This is a genomic window from Pseudomonas sp. NPDC098740 (assembly GCF_044760065.1).
Lineage (GTDB): Bacteria > Pseudomonadota > Gammaproteobacteria > Pseudomonadales > Pseudomonadaceae > Aquipseudomonas > Aquipseudomonas rossensis.
The window spans coordinates 230,605-253,378 of the sequence record NZ_JBIWAM010000007.1; the positions used below are offsets into that span (position 1 = coordinate 230,605).

General features: G+C 53.1%; 19 protein-coding genes, 1 tRNA gene and 1 pseudogene. 3 read left to right on the top strand and 18 right to left on the bottom strand.

The annotated features are described in order from the left end of the window. Positions 1-126 precede the first annotated feature (126 nt). Positions 127-588 carry an Lrp/AsnC family transcriptional regulator gene (locus ACIQU2_RS11735; RefSeq protein WP_007980298.1) on the bottom strand — a complete coding sequence of 154 codons (462 nt, stop codon included), beginning with the start codon at positions 586-588 and terminating at the stop codon, positions 127-129. 205 nt (positions 589-793) lie between these two features. On the opposite strand from ACIQU2_RS11735, the gene ACIQU2_RS11740 reads away from it, so the two are divergent. Beyond that, positions 794-1,441 (top strand): peptidase M41, encoded by a 648-nt coding sequence (locus tag ACIQU2_RS11740; RefSeq protein WP_403140801.1) that lies wholly within the window; start codon positions 794-796, stop codon positions 1,439-1,441. A gap of 83 nt (positions 1,442-1,524) precedes the next feature. Here ACIQU2_RS11740 and ACIQU2_RS11745 read toward each other — a convergent pair whose 3' ends face one another. After that, positions 1,525-1,800 carry a DUF3077 domain-containing protein gene (locus ACIQU2_RS11745; RefSeq protein WP_403140696.1) on the bottom strand — a complete coding sequence of 92 codons (276 nt, stop codon included), beginning with the start codon at positions 1,798-1,800 and terminating at the stop codon, positions 1,525-1,527. A 493-nt stretch (positions 1,801-2,293) separates the two neighbouring features. Between ACIQU2_RS11745 and ACIQU2_RS11750 the strand changes: the two are divergent. Beyond that, a pseudogene (locus ACIQU2_RS11750) lies at positions 2,294-2,658 on the top strand (type II toxin-antitoxin system RelE/ParE family toxin). Then, a complete protein-coding gene (locus ACIQU2_RS11755) occupies positions 2,651-2,956 on the top strand; it encodes an XRE family transcriptional regulator (protein WP_056741296.1) in 306 nt (101 codons plus the stop codon). Before ACIQU2_RS11750 ends, ACIQU2_RS11755 begins: the two are co-directional and overlap by 8 nt. 381 nt (positions 2,957-3,337) lie before the next feature. Here ACIQU2_RS11755 and ACIQU2_RS11760 read toward each other — a convergent pair whose 3' ends face one another. The 16 genes from ACIQU2_RS11760 to rpsU form a co-directional block, all read right to left on the bottom strand. Then, a complete protein-coding gene (locus tag ACIQU2_RS11760; protein WP_403140699.1) occupies positions 3,338-5,101 on the bottom strand; it encodes a hypothetical protein in 1,764 nt (587 codons plus the stop codon). Further along, positions 5,098-6,222 carry a hypothetical protein gene (locus ACIQU2_RS11765; RefSeq protein WP_403140702.1) on the bottom strand — a complete coding sequence of 375 codons (1,125 nt, stop codon included), beginning with the start codon at positions 6,220-6,222 and terminating at the stop codon, positions 5,098-5,100. The genes ACIQU2_RS11760 and ACIQU2_RS11765 overlap by 4 nt, the downstream gene beginning before the upstream one ends. Positions 6,223-7,083: 861 nt before the next feature. Further along, entirely contained in the window at positions 7,084-7,644 is a 561-nt protein-coding gene (locus tag ACIQU2_RS11770; RefSeq protein WP_403140707.1) for a hypothetical protein, read from the bottom strand. 191 nt (positions 7,645-7,835) lie between these two features. Next, complete coding sequence (locus tag ACIQU2_RS11775; protein ID WP_403140710.1) at positions 7,836-8,108, bottom strand: antitoxin VbhA family protein; 273 nt, start codon at positions 8,106-8,108, stop codon at positions 7,836-7,838. A 1,207-nt stretch (positions 8,109-9,315) separates the two neighbouring features. Then, on the bottom strand, positions 9,316-10,392 hold the full coding sequence (locus tag ACIQU2_RS11780) for a type IV secretion system protein (RefSeq protein ID WP_403140713.1): 1,077 nt from the start codon (positions 10,390-10,392) through the stop codon (positions 9,316-9,318). A gap of 1 nt (position 10,393) precedes the next feature. After that, positions 10,394-10,657, bottom strand: coding sequence for an EexN family lipoprotein (locus ACIQU2_RS11785; RefSeq protein ID WP_323550995.1), 264 nt, complete (start codon positions 10,655-10,657; stop codon positions 10,394-10,396). Beyond that, complete coding sequence (locus ACIQU2_RS11790) at positions 10,654-10,956, bottom strand: hypothetical protein (RefSeq protein WP_403140717.1); 303 nt, start codon at positions 10,954-10,956, stop codon at positions 10,654-10,656. Before ACIQU2_RS11790 ends, ACIQU2_RS11785 begins: the two co-directional genes overlap by 4 nt. A gap of 482 nt (positions 10,957-11,438) precedes the next feature. Then, a complete protein-coding gene (locus tag ACIQU2_RS11795) occupies positions 11,439-11,693 on the bottom strand; it encodes a hypothetical protein (RefSeq protein ID WP_403140718.1) in 255 nt (84 codons plus the stop codon). A 52-nt stretch (positions 11,694-11,745) separates the two neighbouring features. Beyond that, positions 11,746-12,525: a helix-turn-helix domain-containing protein gene (locus tag ACIQU2_RS11800; RefSeq protein WP_403140721.1), complete on the bottom strand. Its 780-nt coding sequence runs from the start codon at positions 12,523-12,525 to the stop codon at positions 11,746-11,748. Then, positions 12,522-12,764, bottom strand: coding sequence for a plasmid-related protein (locus ACIQU2_RS11805; RefSeq protein ID WP_403140723.1), 243 nt, complete (start codon positions 12,762-12,764; stop codon positions 12,522-12,524). The genes ACIQU2_RS11800 and ACIQU2_RS11805 overlap by 4 nt, the downstream gene beginning before the upstream one ends. A gap of 277 nt (positions 12,765-13,041) precedes the next feature. Then, positions 13,042-14,097: a site-specific integrase gene (locus ACIQU2_RS11810; RefSeq protein WP_403140725.1), complete on the bottom strand. Its 1,056-nt coding sequence runs from the start codon at positions 14,095-14,097 to the stop codon at positions 13,042-13,044. 125 nt (positions 14,098-14,222) lie between these two features. After that, positions 14,223-14,299, bottom strand: a tRNA-Ile gene (locus tag ACIQU2_RS11815). 15 nt (positions 14,300-14,314) lie between these two features. Further along, on the bottom strand, positions 14,315-18,061 hold the full coding sequence (locus ACIQU2_RS11820; protein WP_403140728.1) for an EAL domain-containing protein: 3,747 nt from the start codon (positions 18,059-18,061) through the stop codon (positions 14,315-14,317). A 122-nt stretch (positions 18,062-18,183) separates the two neighbouring features. After that, complete coding sequence (rpoD, locus tag ACIQU2_RS11825; protein ID WP_008147190.1) at positions 18,184-20,034, bottom strand: RNA polymerase sigma factor RpoD; 1,851 nt, start codon at positions 20,032-20,034, stop codon at positions 18,184-18,186. Positions 20,035-20,101: 67 nt separating this feature from the next. After that, the gene (gene dnaG, locus ACIQU2_RS11830) at positions 20,102-22,069 is read right to left on the bottom strand and encodes a DNA primase (protein WP_403140732.1); all 1,968 of its coding nucleotides are present in this window, start codon (positions 22,067-22,069) and stop codon (positions 20,102-20,104) included. 482 nt (positions 22,070-22,551) lie between these two features. Further along, entirely contained in the window at positions 22,552-22,767 is a 216-nt protein-coding gene (gene rpsU, locus ACIQU2_RS11835; protein ID WP_002551877.1) for a 30S ribosomal protein S21, read from the bottom strand. Positions 22,768-22,774 lie beyond the last annotated feature (7 nt).

Sequence of the window (22,774 nt, forward strand, 5' to 3'; positions counted from 1 at the left end):
TGCGCGTCTGAGTATAGGAAAAGATGGCAGCCATTCTAGAGAGCGTAGAACACGTTAATAAGACACAATGTGTCGTCGTTTTGCTTGTAATTACTTCAATTAGACGAGTGCGGCGAACAAATTGGATTAAACCGGCTGGCCGCGATCAATCTTGCTGCTGAGAATGATTGAGGTCGTGGTCTTCTCCACCCCATCCACACTGCCGATCTGATCCAGCAACTGATCCAACTGCTCAGGTGAATCGGTGCGCAACCACGCCACATAATCAAATTCGCCACTCACCGCACACAACTGCTGCACCTGAGCCATCGCACTGAGACGTCGCAACACTTCCTTGCCCGAGCGCGGTTGCACCGTGATCCCGACGTACGCCTGCAATCCGCCATCCACGACACGTTGACCCAAACGCACGCCGTAACCGGTGATCACCTTGGCTTTTTCCAGCCGGGCCAATCGCGAAGTCACGGTGGTGCGAGCAATGCCCAATTGTCGCGCGAGCATGGCCACGCTTTCGCGGGCATTGATCTGCAGGGCTGCAATCAATTGTCGGTCGATTTCGTCAAGAACGGGCGGGCGAGTGTCAGGCAAGGGTCGTCTCCAGCGGCACAGATCAATGGGTTGGCATGTTACAGGCACATCTCGCACAGCGGATGTTTGATCTCGCCTCAGTACCATTCATACCGTTTTCTACATCTCGGGTTTTTCTTTGGCTTGAGCAAGGCGCGATCGACAGGATGGACACCAACAGTCAGTCGTAGTCGAATGCGAAATCGAGGGATGCGAGGCAATGGAAATGACAAACAAAATACCTCCCGCATTGCGGGATCATGCATTGCAGATTGCCAATCATGAAATGGCTCATTACGTGATTGCCCGAGCCTTGGGGTTTGAAACGGGTGGCGTGACCCTGACAGTGACCATGGACTTAAGGCATCAAGGCGGGGCGTCCATAAGCTTGGCGCGGTCAATTTCGTCGATAGAAGCCATGAGGGAACATCTGGAAGCGCGGTTGATGGTCCTGTTTGCTGGCGCTATGGGGCAGGCATTAGTTTCAAAGCATGCGCCCGAAAAGCGCGTGGATAAGTCGAAAGCGACAGCCATCCTCAAAGGAGAGCTGGGGGCGGAACAGGATTACGCAAAAATAAGGGAGTTACGGCACTTGCTGCGCAATATCGCCTATCCCAATACGGATCCGGCGTCGTCTGACCGCATTACGGCCGAGCTGAAAGAGATTACTGATCGTGTGTGGTTTCGGACTCAAACGATCGTAGAGCAATTGGCCGATACGATTACCGAATTGGGACGCGTACTGGTCGACGGCATGGTCATCGTGGAGCAGTGGGGCAGGGCGGCGGATATGTATGAAGTCGTATGGACGGGTGAAATGCTTGAGCGGATGCGGCCCGTGCAGGCCATTCCAGCGTTAAGTGTTGCTTCTTAAGCTGAGGGTGAAAGCCCCGATAACTCGGGGCGTATTCATGGGGGCTGCCGCTACTCTTCAGATTTCGTCGCCGTCCGAGCAGGTCAGCGTGTCAGCACCTTCACCACATAATCAATCACCGCTTTACTCATCGCCGTCAGATAGTGTGCGGCCCATGCATGATGGTCGGTTTCTTTTGCGTAGGCGGCATCCACGGCGAGCGCTTTGGCGAGGAACAGCAGATCGGAAGCTTGGGCCAATGCATCGCTGATCGGGACGCCGGCGCGGACGTTGAACAGCGCTTGATTTGAGCGGTAGATGAAAGGTGTGAAACCGATAGTTTTCAGTTCTGAAGGTTCGGACGGGTTTGTTTTGGTCATGCTCAATCTCCTGGGTTCAAGGAGCCGGCAAATTCGTTTCCAAGCGAATGGGTGACGGCTGTACGCAGGTTGGAAAACCGGGAACCAAGGAACCGGCACGCCCGAAGGCGTCCCACGCACAGCCGCCATAACACAGGTCTTGCAATCGTATAAAACGTCCGCAGTCCTGATGGGGTGCTGTTGCGCTGAGGTTCGACGGGTTTCCAAGCCCGATCGCTGAATGGTCAGCGACGTCCGAGAGTATCCCGTCGAAGAAAAGCGCAACATGGCAGCAGAGTGCCAAAATGCAATTTTCGGAGTTTGCCTACAAGGTCCTCAGGCGTCATCCGATATTTCGACACCTTAGGTAAACACAACCAAACGCCAGGCACCGAACACCCAGATCCAACCAGAAACCACCGTTAACAATTTCATTGGCAACCAAGGTGGTCGCACGGCCGTTAAAGCCTAAAGTTATTCCCTTGAGGTCATATTCCTTGGGTGGCATATTGGTATGGGCTGGGAGATTGAATACACCGATGAATTTGAAGGTTGGTGGGAGGGGTTGGATGCAAAGGAGCAAGCCTCGGTTTCAGCCAGCGTCGATCTGCTGGGGTTTTTCGGGCCGGGTCTGCGTTACCCGCATAGCAGCGATATTAAAGGCTCGCGACTGGGCAATCTCCGAGAGTTGCGGGTCCAGTATGCGGGTCGGCCTTATCGTGTGCTCTATGCGTTTGATCCACGCCGATGCGCGTTACTTTTAATCGGAGGGGACAAAACCGGTCGAAACCGTTGTATGACGAGCATGTCCCGCAGGCGGAAACATTGTATGACGACCATTTGGAAACATTGCGTAAAGAGGGCCGCAACGATGGCTAAAAAATTTGCTGAACTTCAAGCTCGCATGACGCCGGAGTCTCGCGCTAACGCAGAGCGGTTGTTCCAGCAGCACCTGAAAGAAATGCCTCTGCACGAGCTGCGTAAGGCCCAAGAGCTGAGTCAGGAAACGCTGGCCAAGACGTTGCACGTCAACCAGGCAGCGATCTCCAGAATGGAGCGGCGCACAGACATGTACATCAGCACCTTGCGAAACTACATCCGCGCCATGGGCGGCGAACTGGAAATTATCGCGACCTTTCCTGAGGGCCAGGTCAGGATCGAGAATTTCGCCAACTGAGTGATGTTTCGGCAGGCGGTCGTCACGATTGAGTTATTCCAACAGGCACGAAAAAGCCGCGCATTGCGCGGCTTTCTTGTTTGGTGGGCCCACACGGACTTGAACCGTGGACCAAAGGATTATGAGTTGCTGGGCGACGTGCTATGCCTAGAGAAATCGTTCGTAGGTGAACGTAGGTTGGCATAGCTGGAGGCCCCGTATTTGATGGTGTTGAGCGTAATTTAGTGAAAGCTTCAGAAACTTGGTACTGTACTGCGAGCGTACCGTTTTCCACCGAGAAATGGCAAACTGACCGTTTCTTGTGGGTTAGCAGTGAGTGGGTTCTAGACTGCTGCTAGAGGAAGTAAGCTCATCATATATAAGGGCTACTATTCAATTTATTCACACACTTGTTATCTCGACGGTGTCCAAGTAAATTTCTTGATAATCATCTAGGGCTTGAGACAGAAAACTACGCTCTAGTCGACCCGCCCCAATGTAAATAATCTTTGTGTTTTTCGGGAAATAAGTATCGTTAATTTCACTGACTTTGATCTTTTCTATTGGTTTGGCACCTTCTTCGTTTGTGGTAGTGTCTTTAATATGTTCAGATATAGAAATGAAGGCTTGGGTATCCGCAGGTAGATTTTTTCCAACAAATGACAAAATAGTCGTCAGGCTAGTTTCGTCGATATCCTCTTTGAGTATCGCGTCTAACAAAAATGGTAACCTATGAGCGGATTTCGACTTTGCAATAATAGCATTCAGCGCAAAATGATAAGCCATTACGGTCTTGTGAAGCTCAACGCCTTGACGTGGAAAAGAACTGATTTTGTACAAGTCGAGATATTTAGGGTCGGTCAGCGGCTTAAGTGCTAGCAGCGACATGTAGCCTGAAAAAAGTCTCTTGAATTCAGTTTCTTTATCTGTCCGTTTGGTTAGGGTTTCCTTTTCTGTAGTCATAGAGCCCAGAGCAATCTTGACATCCTCTAGCTCGCGCTCTGATTTTTCAATGTCAACTTGCATTTTTTTGTAGAGCGCGATGTTTGCCTTGTTAGATATCCATTGATCAAACGTAAGGCCATCCACAGTTTTGCTCATTAGAACGCCATAATCTTCAGATATTTCTTTCCTTACAGCTGTCATTTTTTTATTAGATGTGTGTATTTCGGATTTTTTATCAGTTAGCTGCTCTGCAATGTGTGACTCAAGTTCGACAGTATCATTGTATTTTTGATAGTGGCTGTACAAGCCTTCTAAAGAATATGTCAGTACCTGCGTACATGCCGGGCAGCGATCCACGTTGTTGTAGTTTTGCTTCTTTATATTACTTTTGGTTCTCTTAAGTATCTTGTGATGGTTTTGCAGTAACGAAAGTTTGTTGCAGATATGTATGTAGTTATTTCGCTCTTTTTGCAAGAGGCTCGTTTTTGTAACGTAGCCTTCGATGTGCTTTTCTGCGTATTCTCCAAACTCTTCGTCGACCAAGCTGGCGAACTGAAAATCTGCGTTTTTTCCATATCGTTTAAGATTATTAATATCTGCCGAAAGCCTCTCCCTTCTTTGCGTCAAGCTTCTATGCTCGACGCGATCAAAGTTATTGCTTATCCCGAGATAATAGTCTAGGTAGTCGTCTTTAAAACCCTTATAATATTCGAGGTTTGAGAATGACTCGCGTAAATATACCCATCCTACAGACTGAGAAATGTAATATGGCAAAAACAAACTTTCGAGCGGGCCCGGTTTGAGCTCGCCTTTTTGCTCGAGTTGTAAAGTAAATCCGACTAAATTTCGCACGTATTCCTTTAGCGCCATGTGCTCAGCACTATTGTCAGCATTAATGCCGTGGAACGGAACCACCTTGCCAGTTGGCTCCTTCACGTAAATCGATTTTTGGGTCCTTACAATTGTATACTTTTCTTCGATGCCATCGACAATTTTGGAGAAGTCTAATCTGAACGTCGGCTGATACTTCAGGATCTCATCCAAATTTTCTTTGATGTCATTGACGCCAAAAGTAAATAATAAGCTCTGGATTAGTGAACTTTTCCCTGATGTATTACGGCCGCTAACAATGTTTGCCGCTGGCGAAAACTCGTCGCAGAAGCAAACTCCATGTGATTCGGAACTGACAAATAGCCGGTTAAATCTGAGAGTTGTATTCATGTTAAATTCTCGCCGTAGTACTCCACGAATGCACATAACGAAGAAAAGAAAATATCTATATCCTTCAGGTTTAGATGGTTCTTGTCTTTAATGATGGCAACGTATGCTTCAAACATATCTTCGTAAGTCGAATGATTCATAGAATAGTTGTTTTGTCGAATAAAGCTCTTTATTATTTGGTGTTCGTTGTTGCTCATGTCTTTTAGTAGTTCGAAGGTGTCACTTATGCGGCTTTCGTAGTTGTTTTGTATGTCTAGAGAAACATTAAACTTGCGAGATAATTCTTTGGAGTAATTTCGCCAGAGCTTGAATGTCTTTTGCTCTGTTTCGATGATATTAATCGCCTTTTTTATCTCTTCGCCTTCAACCCTCTTAGTGCTATCGAGCAAGTTGATAACTTTGCCCTGATTGTAGACTGCTTCTACATCTCTAAATAGGCTAAGAAGCAGCTCGACTGCTGATAAAGGGTCTGAAACATGAGGGAATTTCCTGTGCATCAGCCCGACTAGGATATCTTTTTGGGAGCTTTTGTTGCGCGGGAAATCTATCCACTGCATATGTAAATTACATAGCTCAGTCTCGTGGAAAAAAATTGACTCTTGATTGCAATGGTCACGTACTTTCTTATCGATTTTGTTCTTTATGTCTTCAGCTATTTCATTATATTTGCTGTTAGAGTTCTGCTCATTAAGAAGATGGGTCGCTTCTCCTTTGCCTTTTTTCTTCTCTTGTGGCGTAGGCTTGTAATTTAACTTGATGTCGGTGTTGGAAACGAAAGTTAATTTATGTGTGTAGCTTGTGCCCTTAGGTGCTGAGTCGGTTTTGAGATTGTTCCCCACCCCGAGCATTTTTGCTATGATTTCGGCAAATCTTGCATCTATTGTCCATATGTTGCCCGAAAGTTTTTTCGCTTGATATGAGTGAATTACTTCTAAATTGCTGCGGCAATCGGATCTGTAACAAAATAAAAAATCATCATGATGTTCTATGCATATAAAAAATTCTCGATTTATGATCTGCACGTAGTCATTCAGCAGTAAGTACAGTGCGCAGTTACGCTGAAACTCAAAACCTAGTAGGGCATCTATGCCGGAGTTCGCTGCCTTATTTTTTTGGGTCAAAGCATCACCTTTTAAACCAGAAGCATTTAAATTTAATCTAGCTCTATTCGGTTAGGCATAACGTCATGCTTCATAAAGATGGACATGTTTTGTGCGCTTATGTACTACCACTTTCAAACCTGGCTCAAGTATCCAAAGCAAGGTCAGTGATGCTTTTTTGTCACGATAGAGGCAAACCTCGATTCTACGCTGGTTCTCTTCATACGCTCCGCATGGTTCGGTACGAGGGGGAAACCAAGCACCCCCCAAATCGCTGACCTGCTTTTGTGTCCGACTTGACGGTACACATGTGCTGCGCGCTGTCGCATCCCTAGCATCGCCGCTCGGCTGCCACCTCTCTAAGGCGTTCAAGGTTTTGCAAATGCTCGCAGGGGCTGGCGAGGGGCGAGCGGTTTGCAGGGCGTTAAGCATGGCCTGAAATACGGCTGGGATAAACCAGATCAGCATGCCCCACACTTGGGCAATGACAGAGGTGAAATCCATTTCTCGACCTTTTGGAAAGTCCGGCGTTAACCGAATAGTACCGAAATTTGACGTAATGGCCCGATAATATTGCTGGGTCGCTGTGTCGGCCATTACGACCGGACAGCAACTACTAAGGCCACGTCCTCCGACGACCAGAGTGCTGCCTGACAGGGCGAGTAATTAGGGTCGTAGGCGCCTACCTTACCGGCGGTTAGCCTATCCTGCACTAGTGCTCCACCGTCTTTCAAATTTGTTCATGAACAAGGAAAAATCGTAGTGGAGGTGGCGTTGTGTAATACAGCTTTCCGGTGAAAGCCTATCCTGCACTAGATCTCCAATAGGCCAAGTTCTTGTTCATGAACAAAGCCCGGACGGATTCAGCTACGGAGCCTGGCGCTATAGATTCAAGAACGTATCACCTGAAAATGTGTGTTCTTCTTCGTAAAGCGAGGTGTAACGCAGCTCAATCGAGACGTCTTTCGTTGTTAGGAACGTAGCCAGCGCAAGCTCGCAACCAGAGTTGAACAGTTTTGACTTGCCCAGAATTTCGATTTCCATTCCGGGCCTTAAGGCGGCAACCTTGGTTGGCCAGCCAATAGAAAAGCAAAGCGGTTCCAAGCCCATATCGCGCAAGATTTTCGGCCATTGATTCTTGCCTAAGCCTGCATAGACTTTCCCCGATACGGAAACGCTCAGGGAAGTAAGTATCCCGAGACCGATACCTTCATTGGTGAGAAACAGCCCGTTCTTTCCGTTGGCACCTGCGAGGTGAGGCGTGACCATCAGGTAAGGTCTTACGGAAAGCACATTGTGCTGCTTAGCCATATCAAGCTGCCATAACGACACGCATAGGGCGCCAAACGCAACGGCAAGTGCGGCGAGAGAGATCAGACGTTCCGGGGAGCTATCGATTCGTTTCCAGATTGACGCTGGAGGCTTTAGGCGTGGGCGCTGCATGCTTGCCATCCCCCTTCTCTCAGAGGGCCGGTGAAATCTGTTGTGGGGTCATGCATAGGGGGTCCTTTCTCAGGCATATGCTTCTTGTTTTTTCACTGCTGCGCTGCCAGTCGGCGTGCAGTTGTTGTCTTGTTAGTTCGAAAAATGTCGGGTATGCGGCTCAAGATGTTCAAGCATCGGTGAACTTACGCTCACTTCGGTAGGGAATAAGAGCTCTCTTGCTGCGAGATCGACACAAACTCGTCCAGATCAATTTCGCCGCTGATGTAGCGCTCGCAGAGGCGTTTCATACCCTCAGTGATTTCAAATCCAGACAGTTTTACCGAGGCGTTGGCAAAGTCCACGGTTTCCTTCCGTTTGCTCTGCTCAGACTCCGATATCTGGTGTTCCTTGAGCTGGTCAATCTCGGCTGATAGGGCAGCGTTGTCTTGCTGTTGAGTGGTTTTATGATTTCCTGAAGTCATGCTGTTTTCCTGACGAGTTTTGAGAAGTCTTGTTCATGAACAAGGAATTTAGATTTGAAGCAGTCCCGGTTGCGCGCAAGCACGCCTTGTAATCTGCGAATGTGATGGAGGTACATGGCACATGTGAAAGTGTGCATTGATCAAAGTACCAAGGTTTTTGCTGGATGTGGTGTCAAGGGCGGCACCGGAGGCCGCATGCGGAGCGGAGCCGAAGGCGAGCACCGAACGGGTGAGGATGACGGGCGTAGCCGCACCCTTGACTCCACAGGAAGCGCTCAGCCTATCGCCAGGGGTAGGTCAAGGGCTTCGCCCGCCGTGCCTGCCCCGCAGCCAGTCCGGCAAGTTCGGACACGGGATGCAACCGAAGGGGTTGCCCAAGCGGAGCGCGGAGCTTCAGGATCGGTATTCAAACGTTCCCATCGCTTGGGTTTCTGATCGGTGTAGGCATCTCCTCCGGTGCCTTACTGGGGAGAACCTCGGTTAGACTAGTGGTTCTTCAAGGAAACTTTTCAAAGGAGTGAATCGGTGCAAACCAACCGAACCGTCAGTTGCCCACATTGCATGAACAACGTTCCATGGGGCGCCTCAGTTTGTAGAGGCTGTCATGCTGAAATTTCCTATGGCACCCCTCGGGCAAGTGTCGTCGTTTTCATTATCGTTTCGGTGGCAGCAGGCTGGTATGCGGCGAAGCTCGTTCACGATCACCTGTCTACCAATTCGACTTTCCTGTGGGCTGTGTTTGGGGTCGTCTTCGCACTGGTAGGCGTTCTGTCCATAAAGATCTGTAAACGCCTTTATACCGGCAGGACCTGGTTTCGACGGATCTACCGGACCAAGTGACCACCTGTCCCGGGATGGGTTTGCACGCATGACTCATCAAAACAAGAACGCTGAAATTGTCTTGTTTTTGAGATTAGTTCATTAAATTCATAGTGTTAACGTTCTTTCATATCCCATCCCCCCGCCCTTCCCGCAAGCGGGAAGGGAGCGAGTCGCCCTCTGTCGTCAAGGGTGCAGGGGAGGCCTGCGGCCTTGATCCCCTACACCCATGCCGTGAGCGTTGGTCGCTCCTGCCGCGTCAAGGGGCCGAGTCCTCGTTGCTTCGCTCCTGCGGGCCGCACCAACCCCTTGACCCGTCATCCGCTTGTTGAAGGTACTCAAAAAAAGACCCCGCCGAAGCGAGGTCTGATGAGCCGTGCGTCAGGGGCTACTGATTAACTTTGCCCCCGGTAGCACTCCCCCAGTTTTTGCCCATGTTCTGCATGACGTGCTGTCGGTAGGCTGGGTTCCAGGCTGTGTTACCGGCTGCGAGGTGGTTCAAGCGTCCAGCAGTGACCATTTGCCCCGACTGCATGTCGCGGCGCGTGGACTGTCGGTTGAGCCCTTTGGTGATTGGTGAGGCGGCACCGCTTGCGATTCCACGTAGGGTGAGCCCTGCGCTGGATATTCCCCCTGCAAGGCTGCCAGCGACGGCATTGGCTTGCTGCAGCATGTACAGCACAACGACCGTCACCACCAAAAGCTCCAGGAAGGTGGATATCGGGTAGTCACCGGGTGTCGCGAGTATGTCGCTCGTTAGCGATGAGAAAAACTTGATCCCGAAACTGAGCACCGTGACAACCAGTGCGATTTGCAGGATGTAGGTGATGACCTGGGCGAACCAACTATCGAACCATTTGGAAGTGAACTGACCAAACAACAGCATCATGATAAAAATTGGCCCGATGCCAAGCATGATCGACAGCATTCCCTTTGCAACGATGATCATTGCCCCCGCTGGAACCGCGATAATAAGTGTTGCCGCGTATACGATTATGGCGGTCAACAAATCAAAAAATATCATTCCGACGTCGTACCCAGCACGAAGTCCCATCTTCGTTAGAATATCGGCGCCTATTGCCCAGCCGTCGGACATGGCCTTGTCCACTACCTGAAATACAGACCTTGAGGCCGTTGAGTCGCCAGTAGCTGAAAAGGCAGAAGCAACCCCTGTTTCCAGGCCGTGTAGTGCCTCCACTACCCACGACATATAGGTGTCTGCGTTCATTGCCAGCCCGCTGATAAGCAGAAACTTTCCGCAGGTCTTGAGGAAATGGGATGCGGGTTGCTCGATTGTGCCGGTGATCATCATGAAGCCCATCATGGTTAAATAGAGCGTTCCACAAAGCGTTACCGTTAGTGAAAAGTCATCGATGACTTGGCTGGAGGTGACGCTTATGAAGGTCTGTAGGGTTTGGTCCATGCTCCCCGCCATCCATTCGAATATTCCTGTCGTGGTCGTCATTCTATTTTCCCTGAGAAGAAAAATTGATTGGTTCGCGGTGTTTGTAGCCGCGGAGCTCCAGCGTTATTGCATTCGCGGCCGATGACGCGTTGATGCAGTTCGCAGAGATCGAAAGCTCTCCAGGGCTAGCCTTGCACCTCTCAAGCACCTTCAAACGCTCAGATGTATTTGCCTTGTACCAATCGACGGTTTGAACGGATTCTTGTCGTTCGCAGCCAGCAAGAATTGACGTTGTGATGAGTAGGAGGGCAGGAATACTTTTCATTTTTTCACCTTGTGATCAGTGTTGCTGGTTGAATCAGCGCTCGTCATGTTCGCGTTGCGATTGCTCAGGACATTCAGCGCTGAGGCCAGCTCTGCTTGATCAATGATTCGTAGCGCCGCGACCGTACGCAGGGCGCTTTCCCTGGTTCCGGCCCAACTACCCGCTAGGCGTCCAAAGGTATTGTTGAGAATGCCTATGCAGGCGCACACGCAGCAGACTGAGAGCAGTGCAGCGAAGCCTGGAGGGATGGGGGCTGACTGGCGGGGGAGCGTTATTTCGAACCAGTCGATGGCGGCCATTGAAAACGGCACCATCGCAAGTACTGCGGCCGTGAGGTCTCGTTGCAATAACGATGGCGCCCGTCTAGAGATCTCTTTCATGTATCCGAGCCGATCTATGCATACCCAGTATCGGCGGATTGATATGAGAGCGAACGTGCAAAAGGTGAGAATCGGTAGGTAGAGGTACGAAATCATTGTGTTGCTCCTTTGGTTAAGGGCGAACGCAGTGCTGTCTTTCCAGCCGTCCGGCGACTCTTTTTATCGAGCTACTTTTCCCGCCAGTCAGGGCTTGTTTAAGGCCCGTATCCAGTGCGCTTACGTGGCGCTCTTGGGATGTGGTCTATACGGCGCGTCTTTCCGCTGCTTGTCCGGTGGCTCTTTCTATCGAGCTGCTGTTCCCACCTGTCAGGGGTTTTCTTTTCAGCCCCAGCACCCAGTACGCAGGAGCGTTCTTAGGGTATAAATAAGCTGCGCTCAGTGGTCGGTTGTTTGATTTTTAATCAAGACCAGAATTTTCGATCAATTACAATCTGGTCAGCAATATACGGAATGTTTGCAAGCTCATCTAATGCCATTTCTACTGTTCTAAACCAGTAGGGGCGGTTTTCTTCGTCGATGACTGCGTGATCAATTACACCGTCCGATACGCTGAGCGCGAAGCCGTTTTTGTAGTGTGCTCGAAGGATAACTTGTATGTCGCCTGTTCTGTCCAGGCTGTCGCAATAGCTTTCAAGTTGTTTAAAATGGAGTGACATTTTCCGTCCTTTTAATGCTATTTGTTTGGCGTGCGGTTCAGGTGATTGATAGTCACTGAGGTTTAACTTTGTTCCCTATCAATCGTTTCAAGGCATTTATGCTGTCTTTTTTGTTTTCAGTGCGCACCCACGATGGTTTGTCGCTGTTGTGACTTTCATTGGGTGCTACGATTCTTGGCTTCGGCTTACTTGGCTTTGCAAGAGGGCAAAAATCGCCTTTCAAATAGTTTTTCTTCAAACCATAAAACCACCGCTGGGGGGTTGTTGTGATCTTTCCTGATTTCAGTGCCTCCGAAAGCTCATCAAGAAGCATTTGGTGATCATGTCTCGGGATGTCGTTCAAGAGTTGAACGATCCATGCGCGGTCTCCATCCTTGAGCTGCTGGGGGAGGCGCAGATCATCATCTGTTGTTTGTAGTAGTTCTTTTTTGGGTTCTCTTGTTAGTTCTTGGCATGTCACCGCTGTGTCATTCCCCCCGTGACACAGTGCTGTCTGGGGCAGGGGTGTCGTAGATGACATCCCCCCGGTGACAGCCTTGTCAGTGGGGGCTGAGGCTTTTACTGCTGGAAGCGCTATGCAATATATATTCGCCGTTTGACCGCCATCGCCACGATATTTTTTTTGGATGGTTAACAGACCTGCGCGCTCAAACTCCTTGAGTTGACGTTGCACTGTTCTGGAAGAAATGCCGCAAAACTCTGCTAGGGTTCGCACTTTTGGCCAGCACATTCCATTTTCGTCCGCATGTTTAGCTACAGCCATCATTACGAGCTTCGCGGTAGGTGAGCCAAACTTGTGCGTCCAGACCCAGTCGTAGGCCTTGTAGCTCATTGCAGCTTGTCCTGGGGACTTACCTCAGAGTCTAAGTTAAGAGCGTCATTGATCTGCATTGTCCTGAAATATACGCGGCGGCCGATCCGGATCATTGCCGGTTTGAGTTTGCGGGAGATATCAGTGTCGGAATAAAGAGAGACCCTCACTCCATCAGGAGAGCGCCCTAGTAACGTGGCAACGTCTGGAATGCTCATTAAGGGGCCGAAACGATTAAGTAGATACTCTTCAGTTGTCATGTGTAAGTTCGCAGTGTCTGGAGAAGGTCTGCGAATTCTTGAGGTGTATTGGCGTATTGTCAAACTGGCTCATGCGCCTAAATTACCAATATATAGTATCTTGGTTGACTGATTTATACGGCTTGGTAGTCTTTGGTTGGCTATGTTGGTTTTGAAATTAAATGGTGGGTGTCTGATAAGGTCTATATATGCCGGATGTTTACTAGTGTTTTTTAGTTTTCGATGATGCGACTATAAAAATAGTCGCATTTTTTTCACGATTTTTTATAAGAACTAGTCATCTTGAGATTTTGTCCAGTTTATCCACCAGGTCCTCAGCTCGAAGATGGGTGTATCGCTTGAGCATCTGCATCGACTTATGACCACTGATGGCTGAAACCTCTTGGTCAGATAGCCCGCCTTCGACAAGCCGACTTACAGCTTCATGGCGGAGGTCGTGAAACCTGAAGTCAGGCAGATCGAGCTTCTTCTTCAGCTGTCCCCAAATTTTCGTGAAGGTATACGGTCGACGTTTCTTGTCCTTCCCAGGCTCACCAAAAAACACCAGATTGCAGTCGATTGGTCGCACCGGGTTGTCCATCGCAGCTTTGAACACTTCAGTGGCGCGCTTGCTCAGTGGAACGGTTCGGGAGCCGTCGTTCTTCGTGTCTGAGAGACGTATGACACGCTTTGCCAGATCCACTTGGGGTCGCCGTAGGGATGAGATCTCTGACGAGCGCATACCCGTTTCCAGAGCGATGCAAACAATCCAGCCCAGCATAGGGTTGCTGTGTCGATTCACGGCCGCGAGCAGAAGGCGTTCTTCCTCCGGTGATAACCTTCGGTCACGACCATCCCCAGGGCTTGGCTTACGGATGTTCAGCACTGGGTTGAACGTCAGACCTAAACCCCACTCCTGAATAGCTACCGTGTACAGGTGGCTCAATAGGGCCAGTTCGAGGCGCACGGTGTTGTTGCTGATGGTCCCACCACGGCTGGGTTCGTTCAGGCGCTTGTCACGATATCCGGCGATGATTTCAGCGGAGAGGGCAGCCAGTGAGTATTTGCCCAGGTGCTCAATGAGTTTCTTGGCTTTCGAGGTTTCGCCCCGCTGAGTGGTGGGCTTCTTGGTGGGGGTTATGTCGCTCAGGTAGCGCTTGAGTGCAGCCTCTAGCGTCATTTTCTCCGAGCCGCTACGCCGGATGTACACGCCACGCACCATTTCTTCTTCGGTACGCCTCGACCAGTCCTCCGCATCACGCTTTGTGCGGAAGGTTTTGGCGACAGTGGGCCAGCCATTTTTACGAATGAGCGCCTTCCAGGTGCCGGAAGGAGTTTTGACGAGAGTAGCCATGAGAGGGTGCTCCTAGGCGGCTGGCGAACCAGCACTGTACCTAATTTGTACCCTTGGACCATAGGACTGTATCTGTGATGGACCAGCCAGAAACGCGAAAGCCGCGCAATGCGCGGCTTTGGAGTTGGTGGGCCCACACGGACTTGAACCGTGGACCAAAGGATTATGAGTCCTCTGCTCTAACCAACTGAGCTATAGGCCCTCAGTAGGCCGCGGATTATAGCGACGGTTTCTCGGCTGTGCTATCCGAAAAGTCTGAAATGGCTATACGAAGAAACGTCGCGGCAAATTCTTCCGGTGGCAAGGGCAGGCTGACGATGTAGCCCTGGATCTGTTCACAGCCTTCGGCCGCGAGGAATTGCTGCTGTGCGAGGGTTTCGACGCCCTCGGCAATGATGGTGAATTGCATGCTGCGGCCCAGGGCGATGATGGCGCGAACGATGGCTGCGTCGTGGGGATCATCCGGCAGGCCGCGGACGAAAGACTGGTCGATCTTGAGAATGTCCAGTGGCAGACGTTTGAGGTAACTCAGGGACGAGTAACCGGTGCCGAAGTCGTCGATCGCCAGTTGCACGCCCAGGTGTTTGAGTTGATGCAGCACTGCCAGCGCTTCTTCAGCCTGGCTCATGATGAAGTTTTCAGTAATTTCCAGTTGCAGGAAACCGGGTTTGAGGCGGTTGTCCTTGAGCAATTGTTCGATCCGGCCGAGCAGGTTCGGCTGGCGCAATTGAGCGCCCGCGAGGTTGACCGACAGCGGGCCGACGGGTTCGTAAACCTGATTCCACTCGAACATCTGCCGGCAGGCGGTTTCGAGAACCCAATCGCCGATTTGCAGGATCATGCCGTTTTCTTCGGCCAGCGGAATGAAGTGCTCCGGCGGTACATCGCCGAAGGCCGGGTGGTGCCAGCGAATGAGCGCTTCTGCGCCGACCAGGCGATGGTCGACCAGGCTGATCTTCGGTTGATAATGGAGGTGCAGTTCGTTGCGCTCGATAGCGCGTCGCAGTTCATGTTCCAGTGCCACTCGCTCGCTGGCTTGAGCGGTGAGGTCGCGGGTGTAACTTTCGACCCGGTTGCGACCCTTGGCCTTGGAGCGGTACATCGCCGCATCAGCGTTCTTGACCAGCGTGGCGACGTCGCAGCCATCCTTGGGATACAGGCTGGTGCCGATACTGGCGCTGATAAAAAACTCATGTTCGCCGGCCTGGAACGGTGCACCGAAGCAATTGAGCAACTTGGTCGCGATGTTGTCGGCGTCGCTGGCTTGCTGCAGACCGGGCAGCAGGATGATGAATTCGTCGCCGCCCAGGCGCGCCACGGTGTCGATGTCGCGCAACTGTTCCTTGAGGCGCACGGCAATGCCCTTGAGCAGCAGGTCGCCGACCGGGTGACCCAAGCTGTCGTTGATGTGTTTGAAACGGTCCAGGTCCAGGAACAGCACCGCGCCCTGGCCGCCGTTTTCCTGTTGGTTGTTGAGCGCGGTCAGCAATCGGCTCTCGAACAGCGTGCGATTTGGCAGCCCGGTCAACGGGTCGTGGTGGGCCTGATAATCGAGTTTGGCTTGGGCGTGTTTGAGGCTGGAAATGTCCGCGAACACCGCGACAAAGTGGGTGATGAATTTGTCCCGGTTACGCACCGCACTGATGGTCAGCCAGCTCGGGTAGAGCTCGCCATTCTTGCGTCGGTTGGAAATTTCGCCCTGCCAATGACCTTCGGCGGTCAGTTGATGCCACATGGCGGCATAAAATGCGCTGTCGTGCAGGCCCGAGGCGAGCAGGCGAGGGGTGTGGCCCAATGCTTCGCTCTCGCTGTAGCCGGTGATTTCGGTAAACGCACGGTTGACCGCGCTGATGTGCTGTTGGGTGTCGGTGATCAATACACCTTCGGCGGTGCTCTCGAATACCGTGGCAGCCTGTTGCAGTTTCTCCTGCATCAGGTGTCGCTCGGTGATGTCCCGGGCGATGGTCAGCATGCAATCTTCATCGCCGATCGGTAGCGGACGGCTGGACACCTCGCAGAGGCGGATCTGTCCGTCGCTGCGGCGTATATGGCAACTGAAGTCGCGGACGAAACCGTCCCGGTGCAGCAGATCGAGCATCTGTTTGCGTTCGTTGAGATTGACCCAGATTCCCAGCTCGAGGGCGGAGCGATCCACGGACATCGCGCTGTTGAAACCGGTAATGCGACTGAAACCCTCGTTGACCTCAATCAATAAACCGTCGCTCTGCCGTGACAGTAATAAGCCGTCGGGTGAGGCATGGAAGGCCTTGGCGAATTTCTCTTCGGAGGTTTGCAGCTGTTTCTGGGTTTCTTTGAGCTGGGTGATGTCCCGCACGACCACTACCAGCGCAGGGGTTGTATCGAGGTCGAACGGCTCAGCGGAGATCAGGCCGGTAAACACTTGGCCATTGTTGCGGCGAAAGGGCATCTCCAGGTTACGGATGCTGCCGGCCTGCAACCGTTGCAACAAGCCCGGCCCGACGCCGGGTATGCCCCAGATGTTCAGGTCGGTGGCCGTCTGGCCGATGACGTCTTCGGCCTTGAGACCGATCTGTTCTTCGAACGCTTCGTTGACCTCCAGCAGGCAGCCGTCGGAGAGTCGTGCGATGACCAGAATGTCCGGGCATTGCTGGAACACCGAGGCGAACTTCTGTTCCGACAGGCGCAACGCCTCTTCGGTGCGCTTGGCTTCGCTGATGTCGATCATCAGCCCGCGCATCACCGGTTCATGGCCGTGCTCGATCAGGCTGACGATATCTCGCACCCAAATGCAGCGGCCATCGGCGGTGATGACCCGGTAATCGAGGCTGTGATCGCGTCCGGCCAGTACTTCGTGATCGCAGAAGGTCTGGGCGCGGGTCAGGTCGGCCGGGTGGATAATGTTGCGCCAGAAGCCCGGAATCAGCCAATGAGACAAGGGGTAACCGAGCAGATCCTCGGCATGGGGCGACACATAGCTGTACGTGAAATCGCTGATCCGCGCTTCCCAGGCGATGGCCGAAAGGCTCTCCACCAGCCCGCGGTAGTGGTATTCGCTGCTGCGCAGTTCTTGTTCCAGGTCGACCCGGCGGGAAATTTCTGAACTCAGCCGGCGGTTGATCCGGATAACCATCGCCAGCACGATGATCAGCAGCAGCAACCCCGGCAGACCGTAAACCAGCAGATCGTTCCAGAATGTTCGATGATCGAGGACGTTGCCGACCCAGTGCTCCTGAATCTCATTGATTTCATTCGGGGTCATGTCCGCCAGGACTTTATCCAGAATGCCGACCAGTATCTTGTTGTCCCGGGGCACGCCCATCGCCAATTGATAGCGATAGGGGGTTTCGCCGCTGACGTAGAGCCCGTCGAGCTTGAGCTGACGCAGGCTCCAGACGCTGGAGGCGAGATCGCCGACCACCGCATCCACTTCATCGGTAGCCAGCGCCTGCAGCGCTGAGCTGACGTTAGGCATCGCCACCAGATTGAGGTCGGGATTGTGGGTGCGCAACAGCTCGTGGGGTGCGTAGTTTTCCACCACGGCGACTTTCAGCCCGTACAGGTCTTCGAGTTTGCGTGGCTGGGGACCTCCGACATGGGCAAGGATGACAATCGGAAAGTCCAGGTAGGGGCGGGTGAATGACAGATAAGTCTGGCGCTCCGGGGTCGACATGATGCCGGGCAACAGGTCCAGCTTGGCTTGTTTGGCCTGCTCCAGGACGACTGTCCAACTGACGGGCTCGATGGGCGTGAGCTTGATGGCCAGGCGTTGACGGATCCGGTCGATATAGTCTGCTGCAAGGCCCTGATAGCGACCCTGATCGTCGCGAAACTCGAAGGGTGGCCATGACGCATCGACACCCAGGCGCAAGTCCGGGTGAGCCGCCAGCCAGCTACGTTCTTCGTCGGTGAGAGTCAGCGCGCCAGCCGTTGCGGTCCAGGTCAATAGCGACAGCAAAAAAAGCACGGTCGGCAGTCTGGGCATAACGGTCTCGTTATGGCTCTGGGAATGTTTCGAGTGTAGACGGGCAATTCGGAGGGAGGGAGGTGCGGGGGATTTAATCTGTATAAAAGCAAAACCCCCGGCCTGGGCCGGGGGTTTTGTTGTTACTCGTCGAGGAAGGAGCGCAAATGCTCGCTTCTCGTCGGGTGGCGCAGCTTGCGCAGCGCCTTGGCTTCGATCTGACGAATCCGTTCACGGGTCACGTCGAACTGCTTACCAACCTCCTCGAGGGTGTGGTCGGTATTCATGTCGATACCGAAGCGCATGCGCAGAACCTTGGCTTCACGGGCAGTGAGGCCGGACAGAACTTCGCGAGTCGCTTCTTTAAGGCTCTCAACAGTGGCGACATCGATTGGCGACTGCATGGTCGAGTCTTCGATGAAGTCACCCAGATGGGAGTCTTCGTCATCACCGATCGGGGTTTCCATGGAGATCGGCTCTTTAGCGATCTTCAATACCTTGCGGATCTTGTCCTCAGGCATTTCCATGCGTTCGCCCAGCTCTTCCGGGGTCGGTTCGCGACCCATTTCCTGCAACATCTGGCGGGAAATGCGGTTGAGCTTGTTGATCGTCTCGATCATGTGCACCGGAATACGGATGGTGCGGGCCTGGTCGGCGATCGAGCGAGTGATCGCCTGACGGATCCACCAGGTGGCATAAGTCGAGAACTTGTAGCCGCGGCGGTATTCGAATTTGTCTACCGCTTTCATCAAACCGATGTTGCCTTCCTGGATCAGATCGAGGAATTGCAGACCACGGTTGGTGTACTTCTTGGCGATGGAGATCACCAGACGCAAGTTCGCTTCTACCATCTCTTTCTTCGCGCGGCGGGCCTTGGCCTCACCGATCGACATGCGACGGTTGATGTCCTTGATCTCGGCGATCGTCAAACCGGTTTCGGTTTGCAGCGCGGTCAGCTTCTGCTGGCAACGAATGATGTCCGGTTGCAGGCGACCAATGGCTTCAGCGTATTTGCTTTTGCCTTTGGCCAGTGCATCGGTCCAGCTTTCGTCAACTTCGTTGCCCGGGAACTGGCGCAGGAAGTCGGCACGCGGCATGCGGGCATCACGAACGCAAAGTTGCATGATCGCGCGCTCTTGCTGACGCAGACGATCCAGGGCACTGCGAACACGCTCGACCAGGCCTTCGAATTGCTTCGGAACCAGTTTGATCGGCATGAACAGCTCAGCCAGGAGCACCAGCTCGGCAATTGCCAGCTTGTTGCCACGACCGTGCTTTTTCAGCGCCTTGCGGGTGATTTCCATCTGATCGGAGACAGCGCCAAAGCGCTGAGCTGCGATAACCGGATCCGGACCGCTTTCGGCTTCTTCTTCGTCGTCGGTACTGGCTTCAGCGTCATCGTCGTCGGTGTCGTCGTCCGCTTTCACGGCTTTCGGGTCGACAGGCGGCGGCACTTCTGCAGCAGGCGGCGCAATGCCGTCGTCCGGGTCGATATAACCGCTCAGGACGTCGGACAGGCGGCCACCTTCGGTGGTGACGCGAGTGTATTCGGAGAGAATATGGTCAACCGTGCCAGGGAAGTGCGCAATTGCGCCCATCACTTCGCGGATGCCCTCTTCAATACGTTTGGCGATTTCGATTTCGCCTTCACGTGTGAGGAGCTCTACCGTACCCATTTCACGCATGTACATGCGCACTGGGTCGGTGGTGCGACCAATGTCGGTCTCGACCGCTGCCAACGCTGCTGCTGCCTCTTCGGCCGCGGCTTCGTCGGTATCGGCGTCGGCCAGCATAAGGGAATCCTTATCTGGCGCAACCTCGAATACGTTGATCCCCATGTCATTGATCATGCGGATGATGTCTTCCACCTGTTCCGGATCTGAAATATCCTCCGGCAGGTGGTCGTTGACCTCCGCGTAAGTCAGGTAACCCTGCTCACGACCAAGTGTGATCAACTCTTTGATACGAGACTGCTGTTGCGCTTTTCCGGACATAACACCCTATCCACTGAAGGTCTTGGCGGGCAAAAAACAAGCCGAGGATTATACCTGAGCTATGACCTCACGCGCCAGTTGAGGTCGGGCTTGTTGCGGAAACATTGCGACTTAATAGGTCGCGCAGTTGATTTTTCTCTTCGGCACTCAGTTCACTTTGACGTGCTTTCCTGAGAAGTTGTTCCAGGTTTCGCTCGCGTTGGCGGGCTGACAAGCTAGTAATGGTGTCGAAAAACTGTTGTTCAAGGTTATCTCCATCAATCAGCCATTCCTTTTCCGCCAGCGCCTTGAGCAAGCGTCCTTGCTCCGTACCGTGCCAGCGTGCAATCAACTGAAATGAGTTTAGCTTGGGATTCTTCTGTACGGCTTCGAGAAGGGCCACCAGCAATTGCGTGTTGGTGTGATCCTCGGCAGCAAAGTGCCCGGCATCCTCGACTTTCTCGGCCAATTGCGGGTGATGCAATAGCGTGCGCAAGGCGGCCAGGGTCGGCGGCTCTACAGCGGCCGGCACCCGTGGCGCGCGGGGTTGATCGTGATCACCACCGCGTTTGCCGTTTTTGTCCCATGGTTTTTTGTCCCATTTTTTGCCGCCGGCGCCGGGTTTCTTCGGCGTCCATTCCTGCTGCGGCACATACATCTCTTGTGCCTGTGGCTGATGGTAGTCGCTGTAATCTGGCATGGCGTCGTAATCGATGCCCGGGTCGTACGCCGGCGGTGCTTCCTGAGGTGCGCTTTGTACCAGTTGGCTCACGGCTTCACCGCTAAGCCCGGTAATTTCGGTCAGGCGCTGACGCATCAGGATGCGCAGGTTTGCACCCGGGACTTTGTCGATCAGCGGCGCGGCGAGGGTGGCCATGTGGGCCTTGCCTTCGAGCGAGCGTGGGTCCGATTCCTCGGTCAGCTGTTGAAAAAAATAATCCGCTAATGGTTGGGCGTGCTGGTTGATCCGTGCACGGAAGGCATCAGTGCCTTCGGAGCGGACCAGCGTGTCGGGGTCTTCGCCTTCGGGGAGGAACAGAAAGCGTGCGCGCCGCCCGTCCTGCAGGCTCGGCAGCGCTGCCTCCAATGCCCGCCAGGCGGCATTTCGACCTGCCTGATCGCCGTCGAAACAGAACAGCACGTTGGGCACGACGCGAAACAGGCGCTTCAAGTGCTCTTCGCTGGTGGCGGTGCCCAGGGTCGCGACAGCATTGCGCAGGCCTTGCTGGGCGAGGGCGATAACATCCATGTAGCCTTCGACGACGATGATTTCGTCGAGGTTGCGGTTGTTCTTGCGTGCTTCATAAAGGCCGTAGAGTTCCTGGCCCTTATGGAATACCGGGGTTTCCGGTGAGTTCAGGTATTTCGGCTTGTCGTCGCCCAATACCCGGCCGCCGAAGGCGATGATTCGTCCGCGGCTGTCGCGGATCGGGAACATCACGCGATCGCGGAAACGGTCATAGCGTTTGCCGGTTTCGGCGTTCTCGATCAGCAGGCCGGCATCGATCATGGCTTTCTGTTGCAGGGTGTCGCTGCTCAAGTGCTTGAACAGATTGTCCCAGCCAGGCGGGGCGAAGCCGAGGCCGAAGTCTCGGGCGATTTCGCCGGTCAGTCCGCGACCTTTCAAGTAATCCACGGCTGCTTTTCGCGATGGATGGCTTTTCAGTGCCTGACGGTAGAAGTCGGCGGCGGCGGTGAGTAGCGGGTAGAGCGGCGAATCGGTCGGCTGCCGCGGTTTGTGCGGCCGTCCGCTTTCTTCGCGGGGGATTTCCATGCCGGCGGCTTTGGCCAGTTCTTCGACAGCCTGGATGAAATCCAGATTATCGTGGTCCATCATGAAGCCGAGGGCGTTGCCGCCAGCGCCGCAGCCAAAGCAATAATAGAACTGCTTGTCGGGGCTGACGCTGAAGGAGGGGGTTTTCTCTTTGTGGAACGGGCAGCAAGCGGTGTAGTTCTTGCCGGCCTTTTTCATTTGCAAGCGCGAGCTGACCACATCGACGATGTCGGTGCGGTTCAGAAGGTCGTCAATGAAGCTCTGGGGAATTAGCCCGGCCATGGCGTTCTCGTCATCTGCGCTGCAATGGATCCGAAACGAAGAGCGGCTGAGCGCGGGTCGTTGTTTGAGGCGCGCGAAATGTGCGGCTCGACCAGTGTCGTCTGCGTAATCGCTGTCGGGAAGTGTATCTGCCGAAAATCCACTGACGTTAGTACCAATCAGTACTCGACTATTTGAAAGTGTTGCGCTGAATCCGGCTACGGCCTGTCGATGGCCTCGGATAGCTCATAAGCTGGCACGCAAGAAGGTGCCTTGGGCTGATCGTCGTGAGAGGAATCAGTGGGTGTGCTCGTCAGTAGCCTTGGAAGGCTCGTCAGAAAAGACGTGCACCGCTGGCAAAAGAGCCAGGTCTGACGCTGTGAAGCAGATTTGTCTTGGTCGCGTGTGCGGCTTTGACGGTGAAGCATCAAGCGTTGTCCGCAAATGCCATTAGCCCGGCTGAGGGCCGGGCTTGGCAGAAGCTTGCTACGAACGTCTGTGTATTAGTACAGACGAACGGCGCGGCGCTGTTCGCGCTGTACTTTCTTGGCGTGACGCTTAACAGCGGCTGCTGCTTTACGTTTACGCTCAGAAGTAGGCTTCTCGTAGAATTCGCGGCTACGAACTTCAGCCAGTACACCGGCTTTTTCGCAGGAGCGCTTGAAACGACGCAGAGCTACGTCGAAGGGTTCGTTCTCTTTTACTTTGACGGCTGGCATCCAGAGC